Annotated in this window: 13 protein-coding genes; all 13 read right to left on the reverse strand. The window is 33.6% G+C overall.

The window, feature by feature from the left end:
* Positions 1-3 precede the first annotated feature (3 nt).
* A complete protein-coding gene (gene pgsA, locus BJG89_RS08470; protein WP_096810038.1) occupies positions 4-582 on the reverse strand; it encodes a CDP-diacylglycerol--glycerol-3-phosphate 3-phosphatidyltransferase in 579 nt (192 codons plus the stop codon).
* A gap of 48 nt (positions 583-630) precedes the next feature.
* Positions 631-1,023 (reverse strand): helix-turn-helix domain-containing protein, encoded by a 393-nt coding sequence (locus BJG89_RS08475; RefSeq protein ID WP_096810040.1) that lies wholly within the window; start codon positions 1,021-1,023, stop codon positions 631-633.
* Between the two features lie 30 nt (positions 1,024-1,053).
* Entirely contained in the window at positions 1,054-1,884 is an 831-nt protein-coding gene (locus BJG89_RS08480) for a DUF3388 domain-containing protein (RefSeq protein ID WP_096810042.1), read from the reverse strand.
* Between the two features lie 141 nt (positions 1,885-2,025).
* A complete protein-coding gene (gene ymfI, locus BJG89_RS08485) occupies positions 2,026-2,730 on the reverse strand; it encodes an elongation factor P 5-aminopentanone reductase (RefSeq protein WP_096810044.1) in 705 nt (234 codons plus the stop codon).
* Positions 2,731-2,733: 3 nt separating this feature from the next.
* On the reverse strand, positions 2,734-4,020 hold the full coding sequence (yfmH, locus tag BJG89_RS08490; protein ID WP_096810046.1) for an EF-P 5-aminopentanol modification-associated protein YfmH: 1,287 nt from the start codon (positions 4,018-4,020) through the stop codon (positions 2,734-2,736).
* Positions 4,020-5,309 carry an EF-P 5-aminopentanol modification-associated protein YfmF gene (yfmF, locus tag BJG89_RS08495; protein ID WP_096810048.1) on the reverse strand — a complete coding sequence of 430 codons (1,290 nt, stop codon included), beginning with the start codon at positions 5,307-5,309 and terminating at the stop codon, positions 4,020-4,022. The genes yfmH and yfmF overlap by 1 nt, the downstream gene beginning before the upstream one ends.
* 10 nt (positions 5,310-5,319) lie before the next feature.
* Complete coding sequence (locus BJG89_RS08500) at positions 5,320-6,033, reverse strand: GntR family transcriptional regulator (RefSeq protein WP_096810050.1); 714 nt, start codon at positions 6,031-6,033, stop codon at positions 5,320-5,322.
* Positions 6,034-6,035: 2 nt separating this feature from the next.
* The gene (locus BJG89_RS08505; RefSeq protein ID WP_371871913.1) at positions 6,036-8,483 is read right to left on the reverse strand and encodes a DNA translocase FtsK; all 2,448 of its coding nucleotides are present in this window, start codon (positions 8,481-8,483) and stop codon (positions 6,036-6,038) included.
* 485 nt (positions 8,484-8,968) lie between these two features.
* The gene (rnjB, locus tag BJG89_RS08510) at positions 8,969-10,642 is read right to left on the reverse strand and encodes a ribonuclease J2 (protein WP_096810051.1); all 1,674 of its coding nucleotides are present in this window, start codon (positions 10,640-10,642) and stop codon (positions 8,969-8,971) included.
* 374 nt (positions 10,643-11,016) lie between these two features.
* The gene (gene pnp, locus BJG89_RS08515; RefSeq protein WP_096810052.1) at positions 11,017-13,116 is read right to left on the reverse strand and encodes a polyribonucleotide nucleotidyltransferase; all 2,100 of its coding nucleotides are present in this window, start codon (positions 13,114-13,116) and stop codon (positions 11,017-11,019) included.
* Between the two features lie 154 nt (positions 13,117-13,270).
* Positions 13,271-13,540 carry a 30S ribosomal protein S15 gene (gene rpsO / locus BJG89_RS08520; protein WP_096810053.1) on the reverse strand — a complete coding sequence of 90 codons (270 nt, stop codon included), beginning with the start codon at positions 13,538-13,540 and terminating at the stop codon, positions 13,271-13,273.
* A 105-nt stretch (positions 13,541-13,645) separates the two neighbouring features.
* On the reverse strand, positions 13,646-14,617 hold the full coding sequence (gene ribF, locus BJG89_RS08525; RefSeq protein WP_096810054.1) for a riboflavin biosynthesis protein RibF: 972 nt from the start codon (positions 14,615-14,617) through the stop codon (positions 13,646-13,648).
* Between the two features lie 13 nt (positions 14,618-14,630).
* Entirely contained in the window at positions 14,631-15,548 is a 918-nt protein-coding gene (truB, locus tag BJG89_RS08530; RefSeq protein WP_096810055.1) for a tRNA pseudouridine(55) synthase TruB, read from the reverse strand.
* Between the last annotated feature and the right edge of the window lie 69 nt (positions 15,549-15,617).

Genomic DNA, 15,617 nt, shown 5'->3' on the forward strand with positions numbered 1-15,617 from the left:
ACTTTATTTGGCTTTAAATACATCTCTACCTTTATAAAAATATTCAATCCCAGAAAGGATAGTGAAGAGCACACCAATGTATAACAGCACTTGTCCTATAGGGAAGCCAATCCAAGTGGCTAGTGGATCACCTAGCAAAATCCAAACAAGCGCTACCATTGTAACAGCTGTTTTTATTTTACCTAATTGCCCAGCTGCACTTACAAATCCTTGTTCAATTTGTAACAATCGTAAACCTGTTACTGCAAATTCGCGGGCAATAATGATAATAGCTACCCATGAATTTGTTAAGCCTATTTCTACAAGCGCAATAAGTGCGCTTGAGACTAATAACTTATCTGCTAAGGGGTCTAAAAATTTTCCCATATTTGTAACAAGCTGCCACTTTCTTGCTAAATAACCATCTGCAAAGTCACTTAATGACGCAATGATAAAGATAATACCACTAATTAACAATTCAATTCTTATTTCATATCCGCCAACAAATGTCACGTTACCAAAACCAAAATCTAATAACGCAAATAATAGAAATACTGGAATTAATATAACTCTAAAAACAGTTATCCAATTCGGTATATTCATATGTAGTGTCCTCATTTCTATATATAACTTAATACTGCGCTGCTGTTTTTACAAAAATAATACTGCTAATATCCATAGTATCGCAGTAATAATAATAACAAGACTTATAATAACTGCTAATTGTAAGGGTTCTTTATTTTTACTACGATACGTCGGCTGATTACCAGAAGAAAAAGCTTCCATCGTTTGTTTTAAATTATTGTCATGATTGGGAATTTCATCTCTGTGTGCATGAATAAGCTGTTCCGAATCAATATTCACAGCTTTTGCATATTTTCGTATGAATCCTTCAGCATAATCTGCATTTTTAAGTGAATCAAAATCATTATTTTCAATTAATGTTAATGTTTGGCGCTTTATTTCTGTTCGATTTTCTAATTCAGTTAACGTCATACCTAGTCTTTCACGACGCCCTTTTAAAGTTTGACCAACTAAACTCACGATGTTAGTCCTCCTCAGTATTATCCATCACTATTCAAAAAATCCAAAACCACCGCCAAAAACATCATCTCCGAAATCAAGGTTGTTTTTACTTTTTACAGTTTGTTTTTTCATTTCTTCATAATGGATTTCTTGATTTTTGTTTTCTCTTAATTCAATAATATAATCAAAATCGCTCATTTCATAATCACTAGTTTCTACAAATAAATCCGGGTGTTCTACTACTTTAATTGCCGGTAAACTCATCACTTCTTTAACTAACTCTTGATGTTTTTGGTTAGATTCTCTTCCTGTGACTGCACCATCAATGATATATACATGATCAGAGTCATATTCCCCTTTTATCAACGAGCTACGGACTGTTTGTTTAATTAAAGTGGAACTAATAAACAGCCAACGTTTGTGCGCACAAACACTACCTGCAACAATGGATTCTGTTTTACCAACTCTAGGCATACCTCTTATACCTATTAATTTATGCCCCTTTTCCTTAAATAGTTCTGCCATAAAATCTACTAATAAACCTAAATCTTCTCTTTCAAAACGAAACGTTTTTTTATCATCAGCATCTTGTTCTATGTATCTACCATGTCGTACTGCTAAACGGTCTCTCAATTCAGGCTTACGTAATTTAGTAATAGAGATATCATCAATTTCAGTAACAATATTTTCAAACCTGCTAACCTTTTCCAGATTATCAGATTTAATTAATAAACCTCTACGGCCTTCATCTATGCCATTAATCGTAACAATACTGATACCCATCATACCTAGCAAACTAGAAACATCACCTAATAAACCAGCTCTGTTCATTGTTATTTCATATTCTAGATACCATTCTTTTTTTGTAGCAACTGTCATGGAATACGCACCCCTTAGTTTATAAATAACAGCGATTGGTTTAAATTAATATCAATCAAGTTTATTACATTTAATGTATGATATTAATATTATATCATTGAATGTTTCATAGGTGGTTTATTTTTTCTATTATATTTAAATTTATAAATACCAAGCACCATTCACTTTTTGTACAGTGCCAGTAACGCTTTTAGCTAATGGATTACAAAGGTAACTACATGTATGTGCTACCTCTTCAGGTTGGATAAATCTTTGTTGAGGTAAATCTTGAGTTAACGTTTCAAGTTCGTCTTCTCCCCAAACTTTAAGCATATTACCACTTACAAAACCAGGCGCAACCGCATTCACAGTTATTGAAGTCATCGATAACTCTTGGCTTAACGCTTTTACAAAACCGATTTGAGCCGCTTTCATCGCTGAATATATTGTTTCCATGCTTGCACCTGTCTCTCCCCATATGGAGGAAATAACTATAATTCTACCATTGTGACTTTGTCTTAATTGATCTATAAAGTATCTACAAATCCTAATAAATTGTCGAACGTGTATTTGATAATGTTCGTCAATCATTGTATCTGTCATCTCTTGTAATTGGCCGTAAAGCGCAGTCCCACTTGCATATATAAGACAATCTAAGTTTTTAATAAAATTGAAATAGCTGTCAAAGTTAACTACTTGACGTAAATCACATTGTACAAATTGTACTGGGCTATATTCAAATTGGAATTTCAGTTGTTCAATATTTGCAGCGTTATAATGCACAATAACCTCATAACCATCCTCTAATAAACGATTAACAATCGCAGACCCTATCGATCCGGACCCACCTATGACTAATGCTTTCATTATTTATTTCATCTCCAAACGACTATCTACAACTTGAGATAAATTTAAGCATAATTTAGAAGTTTCATTTACGCTTTCTAATGTAATACTTTCGACGATATCTAATAAATCAAATAAACTAACGCCTTCAAAATAAAGTTTAGTATATTGATTAGCAATATATTCAGGAGAATTCAAACCGGATATAAACTCACCAATAAACTGCTTTTTCAATAAATTAAATGCTTCTTCATCTGTTAATTTGCCTTGTTTCTCTTCTAATTCATGCAATAATAATGCTTTTAATTTATCAGGATATTGGGTTGCGCTGGTGATTAACGAAAAACTGTATGTGGGTTCTAGTAAGAATTGATAACCGAATGTTTCGTCAATCAATTCGTCATTAAGTAAAGATTGATAAAAATCAGTTTCTTCACCAAAGAGCATTTCAAAGAATAAGCTCATTTCTAAATCTTTTTTAACAAACAGTTCGTCAGGCACATCCAATAACGGCTTGTTTTTAAAACCAAGCATGATTCTAGGTGATTGCAATTTCATCGTTTCAGATACTGCTGTTTCATTCACATTATCTTGTTCTATTAAAGGATCCCTTACTATTTGAGGCTGATTTATTTTATCTCTCTGCGCTTCGTGATCTACAACAACATTATAAATATGTTCCACATCAACATCACCTACCACAAATAAAACCATATTAGAAGGATGATAAAATGTTTCATAACATAAATACAAATCTTCTTTAGTTATCTCGTAAATGCTTTCTACACTGCCAGCAATATCAGTTCTAATCGGATGTGAATCATACATTGCTTTTAAAGTATTAAACATTAGTTTATAACCAGGTTGTTCTTGATACATTTTAATTTCTTCAGCAATAATACCTTTTTCTTTGTCTACTGTGTCTTTTGTAAAGTATGGGGTTTCAACCATTGTTAGTAAACGTTTAATATTACTTTCAATATGATCTGTCGCGCTAAATAAGTAACTTGTGCGGTCAAAACTAGTAAAAGCATTCACTTGGGCATTGTCTTCGGCAAAAGCTGTAAACAAGTCTTCTTCTTCATTTTCAAATAATTTATGTTCTAAGAAGTGCGCCACACCATCTGGGACTGTAACATAATCATCGCTTTCATGTGGCTTAAATTTGCGATCTAACGACCCAAATTGGGTGGTATAAGTAACAAATGTTTTCTGGAAATCTTTTTTAGGTATAATAAACATTTTCAAGCCATTATTTAACTCAGCTTCGTAGACTGTTTCATCGATTTGTTCATAATATGTACTTTGCATTAATCATTACCTCCTTTCGTTAACACATAGATTGTATTTAACTCTATATGTTTTGTTAAATCTATAATTTCTGCTTTAGTAACATTTTGAATACGTTTAATATAATCTGATTCTGACAAATCATTTTCTAGTAAAATATTATTATTCAATATTTCAATCATACGTTTAGGTCTGTCGTACGATTCTTGACGTTGTGACACAATGACCTTTTTAGCAAGTTCAAGTTTCTCTTCGTTAAATTGCCCTCGTTGAAATTTTTCAAATTCAGCAATAATTGTGTCTTTAGCCACCTCGTATTTATCAATAGAAACGCCACTAAGTACAAACATAAACCCGTTTTTTGCGTCAATTTGTGAATGTATAGAATAAGCTAAACTTTGCTTTTCACGTACTTCATTAAATAATACGGAAGATGGGTCGCCGCCAAACATTGTATTAAACACAACACTAGCAAAATACTGTCTGTCGCCAAATTGTACTGGTAGTTTAAACCCCATATTTAATTTAGCTTGGTCTACTTCATCTGTCTCAACAATTTCTTGCGGCACTTTATCCCTTTGTGGCACAGGCGTCGCATGTGATAATTTGAATTGGAAAGGTTTGATATCGAAATAAGATTTAATTTGTGATTTTACTTTTTGTTCTTCTACGTTACCAACAACATAAACAGCACAATAATCATTAAGTAACATAGATTGGTATGTATCGTATAAAGTTTCAGGTGTTATATCTGCTATGTATTCTACTTGCCCTGATGCAAGATGGCGATAAGGTTGCTCGTTAAACATAAGCTTTAAAAGATTTAAAAAAGATATTTGAGACTTATTATCTATCATTGCTTCTAATTTTTTAGTTAGCAACGCTTTTTCTTGAGCAACAAAATTATTATCAAAACTTTGGTTAGAAATTAACGGATTCCAAACAATTTCTTTTAACAAATTTAATCCCTTTTCAAATAATGGCGTTTGATCTGAAAGATAACGCTCGTTGACTAACTCTAATGTAATAGTGATTACATGTTTATCTTTGAATTTTGAGACAAAGCTATTAACATATGCGCCATATAATTCTGAGAGGTGACGATTAAAAGCCTTATCTGTTGGCCATTGTTGGGTAGCACGCACTAATAACTTACTTAGTATAGAGCGTGCTGTCATTGTTTTGCTATCTAATGGCGCCATAAATTTCAATGTAATCGTCGTTGTTTTGAATTTAGTAGTTGGTAGTACTTTAATATGCAAATCGTTTTGCTTTTGATTTATGTTCAAATTCTCATACCCCGCTTTCATAATTTTATTATTATATACTATTTCTAACCGTTTTAAACTTTACTAAACTACTTTTGAAATAATTAAAAGAATAAAGTATTGGTTGATCATCCATATCGTAGTGAATTAATTTCAAGAGCATAAGTCCCTCATGTGGTGAGGCGTCTAAAACATCTGAAATATGTGGTTCATAACTAATAGCTTCAATTTCTGTTTCCGCATATGCTACTTTTTTAGAAGCGTAAAATTCAATTGCATTTAATAAAGATTCATCACTATTTTGATATTGCGCACATGTTAAATCTGTCGCAGGCAGTTTATCTAAACAATAAACAACTGGCATTCGGTCAGCCATTCTAACGCGTTCAATGATTGTGACTTGTGCTTTGTCAGGTACATTTAACCTTTTTGCATCTAAAGATGTAGCTGGCTTTTCGTCTAAATTAAGATATTCTGTACTAGCACGATATCCTTGATTTTCAATCATCTTGCTAATACTTACTAACTCATCTAATGGGTAGAAGAATGGGTGTAGCGGTTTAACACTAGCCCCTTCTTCTAAATTATTTGATAATACTTGTTCGGTAATAAGTTCGTCGACTGCGTCATATACATCGTCTGTTTTCACATTTAACTTTCTTGCTATATATAGGTTGCTCGGCAAATGATCACCTGGTTTTAATGCGCCAGAATTTATTTCTTGAATCATCCATTCTTTTACTTTATAAACAGAAGTTAATTCCATATTTACACCTCATCACTATCTAAATCCACAAGTATTTGTCTAGGTTTACTCCCTTTTTGTGGTCCAATAATTTGATTATGTTCTAAATCATCCATCAATCTTGAAGCACGATTGTAACCTATTCTAAATTGTCTTTGTAGTAACGATGTACTTGCTTTTTGTTGTTCGATTACAAATAAATATGCTTCATCGTACAGTGCATCTTCACTCTTCATTTCAGACTTTTCAACTGGCGCATCTGGCTCCATTTCTTTCACATAATTTGCTTTTTGCTGCTCTACGACATAATTCACGATATCTTGAACTTCTTGGTCACTTAAAAATGCGCCTTGGACACGTGTTCTTGTCGAACCGCCATTAGCCACATATAACATATCACCTTTACCAAGTAATTTATCTGCACCGCCACTATCAATAATTGTTCTGGAATCCGTTTGAGAACTTACAGCAAATGCGATTCTCGATGGTATGTTATTTTTGATCAGACCGGTAATCACATCTACCGACGGGCGTTGTGTTGCAATAATCAAATGAATTCCTGCAGCACGTGCCATTTGAGTAATACGTTGTATTGCATTTTCCACTTCTTTACCTGCAACCATCATCAAATCAGCTAATTCATCTACTATGACTACAATATAAGGTAGTTCAGATTGTTTTTCATCTAATTCTTCATTTTGTTTTCTAATCGCTTCGTTATAACCTTCAATATTTCTTGTAGAAGAATGCTGAAATAAGTCATACCGTCTTTCCATTTCTGCTACTATTTTTTCTAAAGCTTGTGAAGCTTTATGAGGGTTAGTCACAACCGGTATGAGTAAGTGAGGAATGCCATTATATATGTTTAATTCCACCATTTTTGGATCAATTAACATAAGTTTAACCTCGTGTGGTTTAGCATTCAACAGAATGCTTGTGATGATACCATTAATACAAACGGATTTCCCGCTTCCTGTAGAACCTGCTACAAGTAAATGGGGCATTTTATTTAGCTCAACTGTAATAGGATCTCCTGAAATATCTCTACCTAACCCTACCTCTAATTTATTAGAAGCAGGGAATTTTTCATCTAAAACTTCTTTAAGTGAGACAAGCGATATCTTATCATTTGGAACTTCAATCCCTACCGCAGAACGACCTGGAATTGGAGCTTCTATACGTATGTCTTTGGCAGCTAAAGCTAAAGCAATATCGCTGTGCAAATTGACAATTTTACTCACTTTAACCCCTTGTGCAGGTTGTATTTCGTATTGCGTAACTGCAGGACCTATTTTGATTTGTGTGACTTTAGCATCTACACCAAAGTTTTTCAAAGTATTCTCTAGCAGTTGACCTTTCTTTTGTACTTCTGCTTTAGATGTTGTTTTTTGTTTAGCTGGTTGTTTTAACAAAGTTAATGGTGGAATCTTATAGGCTTCATTTTCAACTTCCCCTGCTTCAGATATAGAGTTTGAAGCGTCTTCGTCAAGCTGTGATTCTTCTTGATCTGATTCAATTGATGATGGCTTGGTTACGTTTTGACTTTGATGATCAATAGGCTTTTGAGCCACGTGATTATCTTGGTCGTACACACGCTTTATGCTCTTATTTTTTTGTGCTTGGTCTTGTTGTGTAGACTCATTTTCATTATCACTATGCCCATATATCGGAATGACTTGTTGTTCAGACGTAGCATTACTGATTTCAGGTAAATCACTCACATCTTTCACAGTATTTTGTGCTTGCATCTGTTTTTCTTGCTCAGCTTGTTTTTCTGCTTTTTTCTCAGCTTTAATACGTGCTTTAGCATCTTTTTTAATTTTATTTTCTTTACGGCGCTCTTTAAGCTGTTCAGAAGCATCTTGACTTTTAACTTTCATTTTTTCAAATGCCACTTTAGATACGTCTCTATGTCTATTTTTTGTTAATAAAATAAAACTAGAAACCATTAATAATAAAGTAACTATCATAACTCCAACAATAGAAATCAATGGTACAAGCAACGTTAATAAATAATGTCCTAGTAAGCCCCCGCCAAAATTAGGAAATATAGTTTGTTTATAAGCATTATAAACATAAGACAAAACTGGCTCTCTAAGTGATTGCGCTTTATGGCTAAAATAATACACTACTTGCGTAACAAGTAATAAGGCTATTTGCAAAACAAATGCACCTGTTGTCCGACGCGTTTTGGGCAACGCCTTGTAGTAAGTGATAAATACTGTAGCAATTAATATTAATATATATGTCAGATATCTACTTGTACCAAACAAATAATTAAAGAAACTATCTATCATTGTACCTATAATACCTAATTGGAAAATACCAAGAATGATAGCGATAAAAACTACAATTGCTATAATATATCTTAAAGGACTTTCGCCCTGTTTCTTTTTATTGTTTGTTGATTTTTTTCTAGTATTCGATGTTTTTTTCTTTGCTGTTGATCTCTTTTTGGTTTGTGCCAACATTCACACCTTCTTTTCAAATCTAATTTATATTTGTTTATAATTAAATCATTTTATGTATTGTAATCATAGAAACCAGACAGCAAACTCATTTTCAATAAAATTGATTTGTCCCTCTGGTAGTAATATCCAAGGAAAGCGCACACAAAATCGGGAACTTTTGCATAAAAACTATTAAACTTCATAGACAGATTAATAAACTAAAATACATGTATCCTGGTATTTTAAAGTATTTAACGCCCCTACATTTTCGCTTTAGCTATTTTTATTGGAACGAAATCACGCAGTCATTTTTAGAAACATATGATTACTGTTCTCTCATTTCATTACATACTTATAATAACATAAAAGAGGTAAGACATTATTCGCTCTAAGTCTATTTAAAGGTTGTATGTACATTATATCTAGATATAACATACATATAATCTACTTTTAAATATTTTTCCTTAAGCGTTTGTCTAAACCTCTTTGTTTTAGAATAGAAATTATTAAATTTCAGATATTACTGGGATAATCATTGGACGGCGTTTTGTATTTTCAAAAAGCAACTTGCTGATTTGGTCACGCATACTTTGTTTGATTTCTGACCATTCAATTCGTTTTTCTTGTAGGCCCAATTCAACAATTTCACGCACTTTCTCTTCTGCTTCACTTAATAAAGCTTCACTTTCTCTAACGTAGACAAAGCCTCGCGACTGAATTTCAGGCCCAGCAGCTATTCGACGATTTTTTGGATCTAAAGTTACAACTGCAATAAAGATGCCATCTTCTGCAAGTAAATGACGATCGCGTAATACAATATTACCTACATCACCTACGCCAATACCATCAATAAGCACATTCCCAGAGTTTACTTTTTCATTTAAAATCATTTCTTCCCCATCATAATTAACGACATCGCCTTTTTCAACTAGGAATATTTTTTCAGGTTGCACACCTGCTTCATTAGCCAACTTAGCATGCGCAATTTGCATTTTAAATTCTCCATTTACTGGGATGAAGTACTCTGGCTTCATGATATTTATCATCATTTTTAATTCTTCCATACACCCGTGACTAGAGGTATGGATTTTCTTGCTATTTGGAATGATTTCTGCGCCTGCTCTGACAAGTTCATTTAATGTATTACCTACAATAACTTCCATGTTAGCAGATGCAGTAATTGCTAAGAAGACGGAATCTCCCTCTTCTATATTCATGATTTTGTGTTTCTTTTGCGCCATTTGACTTAAAGCTTCAACTGGTTCTCCTTGCATACCGGTAGCGATAATAATAACTTCATTTTTAGGATAATTATCAACTTCATTAATTGGTATAAGTAAATCTTTAGATATATCGAAATAACCTAATTTTCTAGCAATATTAAATGAACTTTCTAATGAACGTCCTAAGAATGATACTTTTCTATTAAGTCTTTGTGCAATGTTTAAAACTTGTTGAATACGAATAAAGTTAGAAGCATAACATGAAACAATTAATCTACCTCTGACTTTTGTAAATGCATCATACATATGTGATTCAATCACGTTTTCTGGTGTATTATAGCCTGGTTTCTCAGCTTCTGTTGAGTCACTAATCAAAGCAAATACGCCATCTTCACCTATCTCCGTCATTTTTTTCAAATCAGGTGCATAATGTCCTTGTAAACTTTGGTCAAATTTAAATTCCCCTGTGTATACAATTGCACCGTATGATGTGTGTATACAAATGCCTAGGCTATCTGGGATGCTGTGTGTTGTATTAAAGAACGTGACATTCACGCCTTTAAAACGCATGATAGATTCATTATTAACTGTATAATATCTCACTTTTTTATTAATGTTACGGGCTTTCATATTTTCTTTAATTAATGCGATTGTTAACTTAGAACCATAAACTGGTGCGTCAACTTGTTCAAGCACATAAGTTACAGCCCCTATAGCATGCTCGTGCCCGTGCGTAAGAAAAATGCCTTTTAATCTATCCTTGTTTTCTATTACGTATTGAATATCAGGAATGACAATATCGACGCCCAGCATTTCATCTTCTGGGAACATCAATCCTGCATCTAACATAAACATTTCGTCGTCTACTTCAACGATATACATATTTTTCGCAATCTCTCCAACTCCTCCGAGCGGGATAATGCGAATATTTTTATTTTTTTTCTTAATTAAACTCAAAATGTTACCTCCTATTTAAATTACCCGTCCATATGTAAACTCATAGTTTATTATAAGTTAAAATAGGCCTTATGTACACTATTAAAGTAGCTACCCTATTTATCATAAATGATACAGGTTATTCGCTTTTATGATTGGGAAAGTAACTCACAATAACGCTAGATAGATTGGATTCAGTTTTTATGTAAATGATTTAGTATTTAAAACAGAATTGCATTACGGAATTGCATTGATAAAAAACACAACTGTAACTCATAAATAGTGGGAAATAAAAAAAGAAACCAGTTTTTCTGATTGGAACATTTTTACAATAGAATCTCGAAAATTCTATTGTAAGAAGTTCTCATCATTTTACTAGTCTCTACGCATACATGCTATTTAGATAACAATGCTTTATGTGAGGCATTTACTCTACCTTGTTTATCAATTTCTGTAACTTTAATTTTAAATGTGTCTCCTACTTTCAACACATCTTCTACTTTATTGATACGTTCATTCGCAATTTGAGAAATGTGTACAAGCGCATCTTTACCTGGGAATAGTTCAACGAAAGCACCATACTTTTCAATACGTTTTACTTTGCCATCGTATACTTCTCCCACTTCTGCTTCACGCGTAATTTCTTCAATGATACTGCGCGCTTTTTCAATTGCTTCTTTATCAACTGCACCAATAAATATTGTACCGTCTTGTTCAATATCTAATTTAACACCAGTTTCGTCAATAATTTCATTGATTTTTTTACCGCCAGGTCCAATAACATCTCTAATTTTTTCCGGTTTAATTGTCATTGTTACAACTTTTGGTGCGAAAGCACTTAATTCGCTACGTGGTGTATCAATCGTTTGAAGCATGTGATCTAATATATCTAGGCGACCTGCTCTAGCTTGCTCTAGCGCTTCTTTGATAATTTCTTTAGTTAACCCGTCAATTTTAATATCCATTTGAATAGCAGTAATACCTTCAGATGTACCTGCTACTTTAAAGTCCATATCGCCAAGCGCATCTTCCATACCTTGGATATCAGTCAATATAGTATAACTATCGTCTCGTGTAACTAATCCCATAGCGATACCAGCAACTGGTGCTTTAATTGGCACACCTGCATCCATTAACGCTAATGTTGAACCACAGATAGAAGCTTGAGAAGATGAACCATTTGATTCTAATACTTCACTTACAATTCTTACTGTATATGGAAAATCTTTAACATCTGGAATAATATGGCTTAACGCACGTTCTCCTAGTGCACCATGTCCAATTTCACGACGACCTGGTGAACGAACTGGACCTGTCTCGCCAACTGAGTAATTAGGGAAGTTGTAGTGATGCATAAAGCGTTTTTGCTCTTCTTCACCAAGTCCATCTAGGATTTGGTATTCACTCATTGAACCTAAAGTTAATACTGAAAGGGCTTGAGTTTGTCCTCTTGTAAACAACCCAGAACCATGTGTTCTTGGCAAAATACCAACTTCTGATTCTAAAGGCCGAATTTCGTCCGTTTTACGACCATCAGGTCTAATTTTCTCTTCTGCTATTAGACGTCTAACTTCTTCTTTAACTAAGTCATCTAAAATACTATAAACTTCTTTGATTAAATCTTCATTTTCGTCATCATTTTCATCAACGAATACTGCTGCAACTTTTTCCTTAAGTGCATCTAAATTGATATCACGTTGTTGTTTATCAAAAGTTAACACTGCATCTTTTAATCCATATGATGTTGTTAAATTCTTAACTTTTTCAACAAGTGTTTCGTCTTTTTCAACTGGAACAAACGCTTTTTTCTCTGGTTGAATATGATCAATAATTTCTTCTTGGAAGCTAACTAAACGCTGAATTTCTTGATGTCCAAAAAAGATAGCTTCAAGCATTTCATCTTCTGTGATTTCACTCGCACCAGCTTCTACCATATTTACAGCATCTTTATGACCTGCAACCTCTAAGTCAAGACGAGACACTTCTTTTTGTGCAACTGTAGGGTTAATCACGTATTCGCCATCAACGTAACCTACATTCACGCCTGCAATGGGCCCTTGGAAAGGAATATCAGAAACACTCAATGCCATTGATGAACCTATCATCGCTGCCATCTCAGGAGAACAATCTGGATCAGCGCTTAATACTGTATTCATAATTTGGACGTCATATCTATAACCTTTTGGGAAAAGCGGTCTGATTGGTCTATCAATCAAACGTGCTGTTAATGTAGCTTCGTCACTTGGACGTCCTTCACGTTTTTTAAAGCCACCTGGTATTTTACCTGCAGCATACATTTTTTCTTCATAGTTAACCATTAATGGGAAAAAGTCACCATCACGAGGTTCTTTTGAGGCGACAGCAGTTGATAACACGACTGTTTCACCATATCTAACAAGTACCGCACCGTTTGCTTGTTTTGCAAGCTGTCCCGTTTCAATCGTTAAAGATCTATTTGCCCATTCAGTTTTAAAAACTTTTTTCTCTTGAGACATTATGAATCTCCTCTCATTTATCTATTAGTCCTATCATATCATTTATCAATCATTATTTATATTAGTATATAACTTATTATATAGTTTCAAATATCAAATTATAAAAAAGGGAAAGACCCCAAAGGTTCTTTCCCCATTCATATACGTCTAAAGATTAACGACGAATACCTAATGATTTAATTAATTCACGGTAACGTTGAATATCTTTGCTACGTAAGTAGTTTAATAAGTGTCTACGACGACCTACCATTTTTAATAGTCCACGACGTGAATGGTGGTCTTTCGTATGTTCACGTAAGTGAGTGTTTAATGCAGTAATTTCTGCAGTTAACACAGCGATTTGTACTTCTGGAGAACCAGTGTCCGCTTCGTGTGTACGATATGCTTTAATTAATTCATTTTTACGTTCTTGTGAAATTGCCATAGTCAATTTCCTCCTTTTTATTTTTATGCGCCTTTATCTGAGCAGACCGTCGGAGTCTCGAACTGCCAAGGTAAAGGTGCCTTCAATGTGCGAAACACATTAGACTTAAATATTATATGATATTTCGTCGCCAAAATCAACAGAAAGTAAGTATTTCGCCTTTTCTTTATCTTTATTCATTTGTTCTACTAAAGGGTCAATACCATCAAATTTAACTTCTGGTCTTAAATAATGATGCCAATAAACAATGACGCGCTCACCATAAATATTTTCATGAAAATTAAACAAGTTAACTTCTATGACCACTTGAGCCTTAGAAGGGTCATGGAATGTTGGTTTCACACCAACATTTGCGACGCCACGATAAATTATTTCTTCAGCGCCTATTTTCATACTTACGGCATAGACGCCGTTTTTAGGTAACACGTAATCTCCACTGGGTTGTACATTTGCAGTTGGGAAACCAATTGTACGTCCGCGTTTCTCACCTTGTACAACTGTTCCTTTGATAAGATAGCGATAACCTAACTCATCATTTGCTTTTTGTAATTCTCCGCTTTTCAGCGCTTTTCTAATTTCAGTAGTAGATATTTTTTCTGATTTAATTTCTTGTTTACTCACGATAGTTGTATTAAATTCGGACATTTCACTTAATATGAGCATGTTACCTTTACCAAATTTACCAAAGGTGAAATCAAATCCTGCTATCACTTCTTTAACATGATTATTAATAATATAGTCTTGAATAAACTCTTCTGCGCTGACGTTTGCAAATTTAGAAGAAAAATTAATGACGATACAATAATCAATACCATAAGATTCTAAAATTTCTATTTTATCTTGAATAGGTGTTAAATAATCCGTTCGTTTAAGTTTAGGATTTAACACCACTGACGGATGGGGATCAAAAGTCATTACTGCTTTTTTTAAATCCGATTCTTGTGCTTTTTTTTCTAAAGTATCAAATACCTCTGCATGGCCTTTGTGCATGCCATCAAAGAAGCCAAAAGCCATTGCAACATCTTCTGAAATATATTGATCTTCTTGAATTGGATGAGTTACTTCAATTACTTTCATGCGTATTTCTCCTTTAGTTAAATACCTTCTTGGGTTTAATTTCATATGGTTTATCTGGATGTGGTGTATAAATGGCTAACGCCTTATTATCTTTCATGTCAAACATCACAACCACTGTATCAATTGGTTGCTCAAATTCATTTACATTAAATTTTTGACCGTTTAGAATCTGAAATTTTTGTTTTTCATTTGAAATGTCAATTCTTTTCAGACCTTTCAATCCATATTCTATAGGAAAAAGGCATGCTTGTAATGTTTCATGCTCATGTAGTGACTTGATGTCGTCGACCGCCAAACTTTCCTTAATATCAAAACCACCACTTTGTGTTCTAGTTAATTGAGACATGTGCGCCGGTAAGCCGAGTGCTTTCCCTATATCTGTTGCCAACGTTCTAATATAAGTTCCCTTTCCACATTCCACGTGGATATCAAATTGACAACCATGGTTTGTAAAACGTAAGTCAGATACCCGTTGAATATTATAAATTTTAACTTCTCTAGATGGTCTTTCTACTGTTTCATTATTTCTTGCATATTCATAAAGTTTTTTTCCCTTTACTTTTACTGAAGAATACATGGGCGGAATTTGAGTAATAATTCCTTTAAATTGATCTAAAGTATAATCCACTTGTTCAGATGACACCGCATTTTCCTTGATTATCTCTTTTTCTAAAATGTCACCAGTTTGGTCTTCTGTAGTGGTGCTGTACCCTAAATAGACAGTTGCAGCATAGTTTTTGCCCATTTCCATAATGTAGTCACTCACCTTAGTAGCTGACCCTATACAAATTGGCAACACGCCTGATACTTCTGGATCTAACGTACCAGTATGTCCTACTTTTTTTGTCTTCAAAATTTTTCTCAATTTAAATACAACATCGTGACTTGTTAAACCACGATCTTTGTAAACTGGCAATATACCATTATACATGCTTACGCCACCTTTAAACGTTCTTTTATATCATTCCTTATTTATATTAACACGTATTAACAAATAAAT

It is taken from the genome of Staphylococcus nepalensis, assembly GCF_002442935.1.
Classification (GTDB): Bacteria; Bacillota; Bacilli; order Staphylococcales; family Staphylococcaceae; genus Staphylococcus; species Staphylococcus nepalensis.

Excerpts from the sequence above, each read along its gene's own strand:
- BJG89_RS08500 (WP_096810050.1), bottom strand. The coding sequence starts at position 6,033 with ATGGAATTAACTTCTGTTTATAAAGTAAAAGAATGGATGATTCAAGAA.
- yfmH (WP_096810046.1), bottom strand. The coding sequence starts at position 4,020 with ATGCAAAGTACATATTATGAACAAATCGATGAAACAGTCTACGAAGCT.
- BJG89_RS08505 (WP_371871913.1), bottom strand. The coding sequence starts at position 8,483 with ATGTTGGCACAAACCAAAAAGAGATCAACAGCAAAGAAAAAAACATCG.
- BJG89_RS08480 (WP_096810042.1), bottom strand. The coding sequence starts at position 1,884 with ATGACAGTTGCTACAAAAAAAGAATGGTATCTAGAATATGAAATAACA.
- pgsA (WP_096810038.1), bottom strand. The coding sequence starts at position 582 with ATGAATATACCGAATTGGATAACTGTTTTTAGAGTTATATTAATTCCA.
- rpsO (WP_096810053.1), bottom strand. The coding sequence starts at position 13,540 with ATGGCAATTTCACAAGAACGTAAAAATGAATTAATTAAAGCATATCGT.
- ymfI (WP_096810044.1), bottom strand. The coding sequence starts at position 2,730 with ATGAAAGCATTAGTCATAGGTGGGTCCGGATCGATAGGGTCTGCGATT.
- pnp (WP_096810052.1), bottom strand. The coding sequence starts at position 13,116 with ATGTCTCAAGAGAAAAAAGTTTTTAAAACTGAATGGGCAAATAGATCT.
- yfmF (WP_096810048.1), bottom strand. The coding sequence starts at position 5,309 with ATGAAAGCGGGGTATGAGAATTTGAACATAAATCAAAAGCAAAACGAT.
- ribF (WP_096810054.1), bottom strand. The coding sequence starts at position 14,617 with ATGAAAGTAATTGAAGTAACTCATCCAATTCAAGAAGATCAATATATT.
- truB (WP_096810055.1), bottom strand. The coding sequence starts at position 15,548 with ATGTATAATGGTATATTGCCAGTTTACAAAGATCGTGGTTTAACAAGT.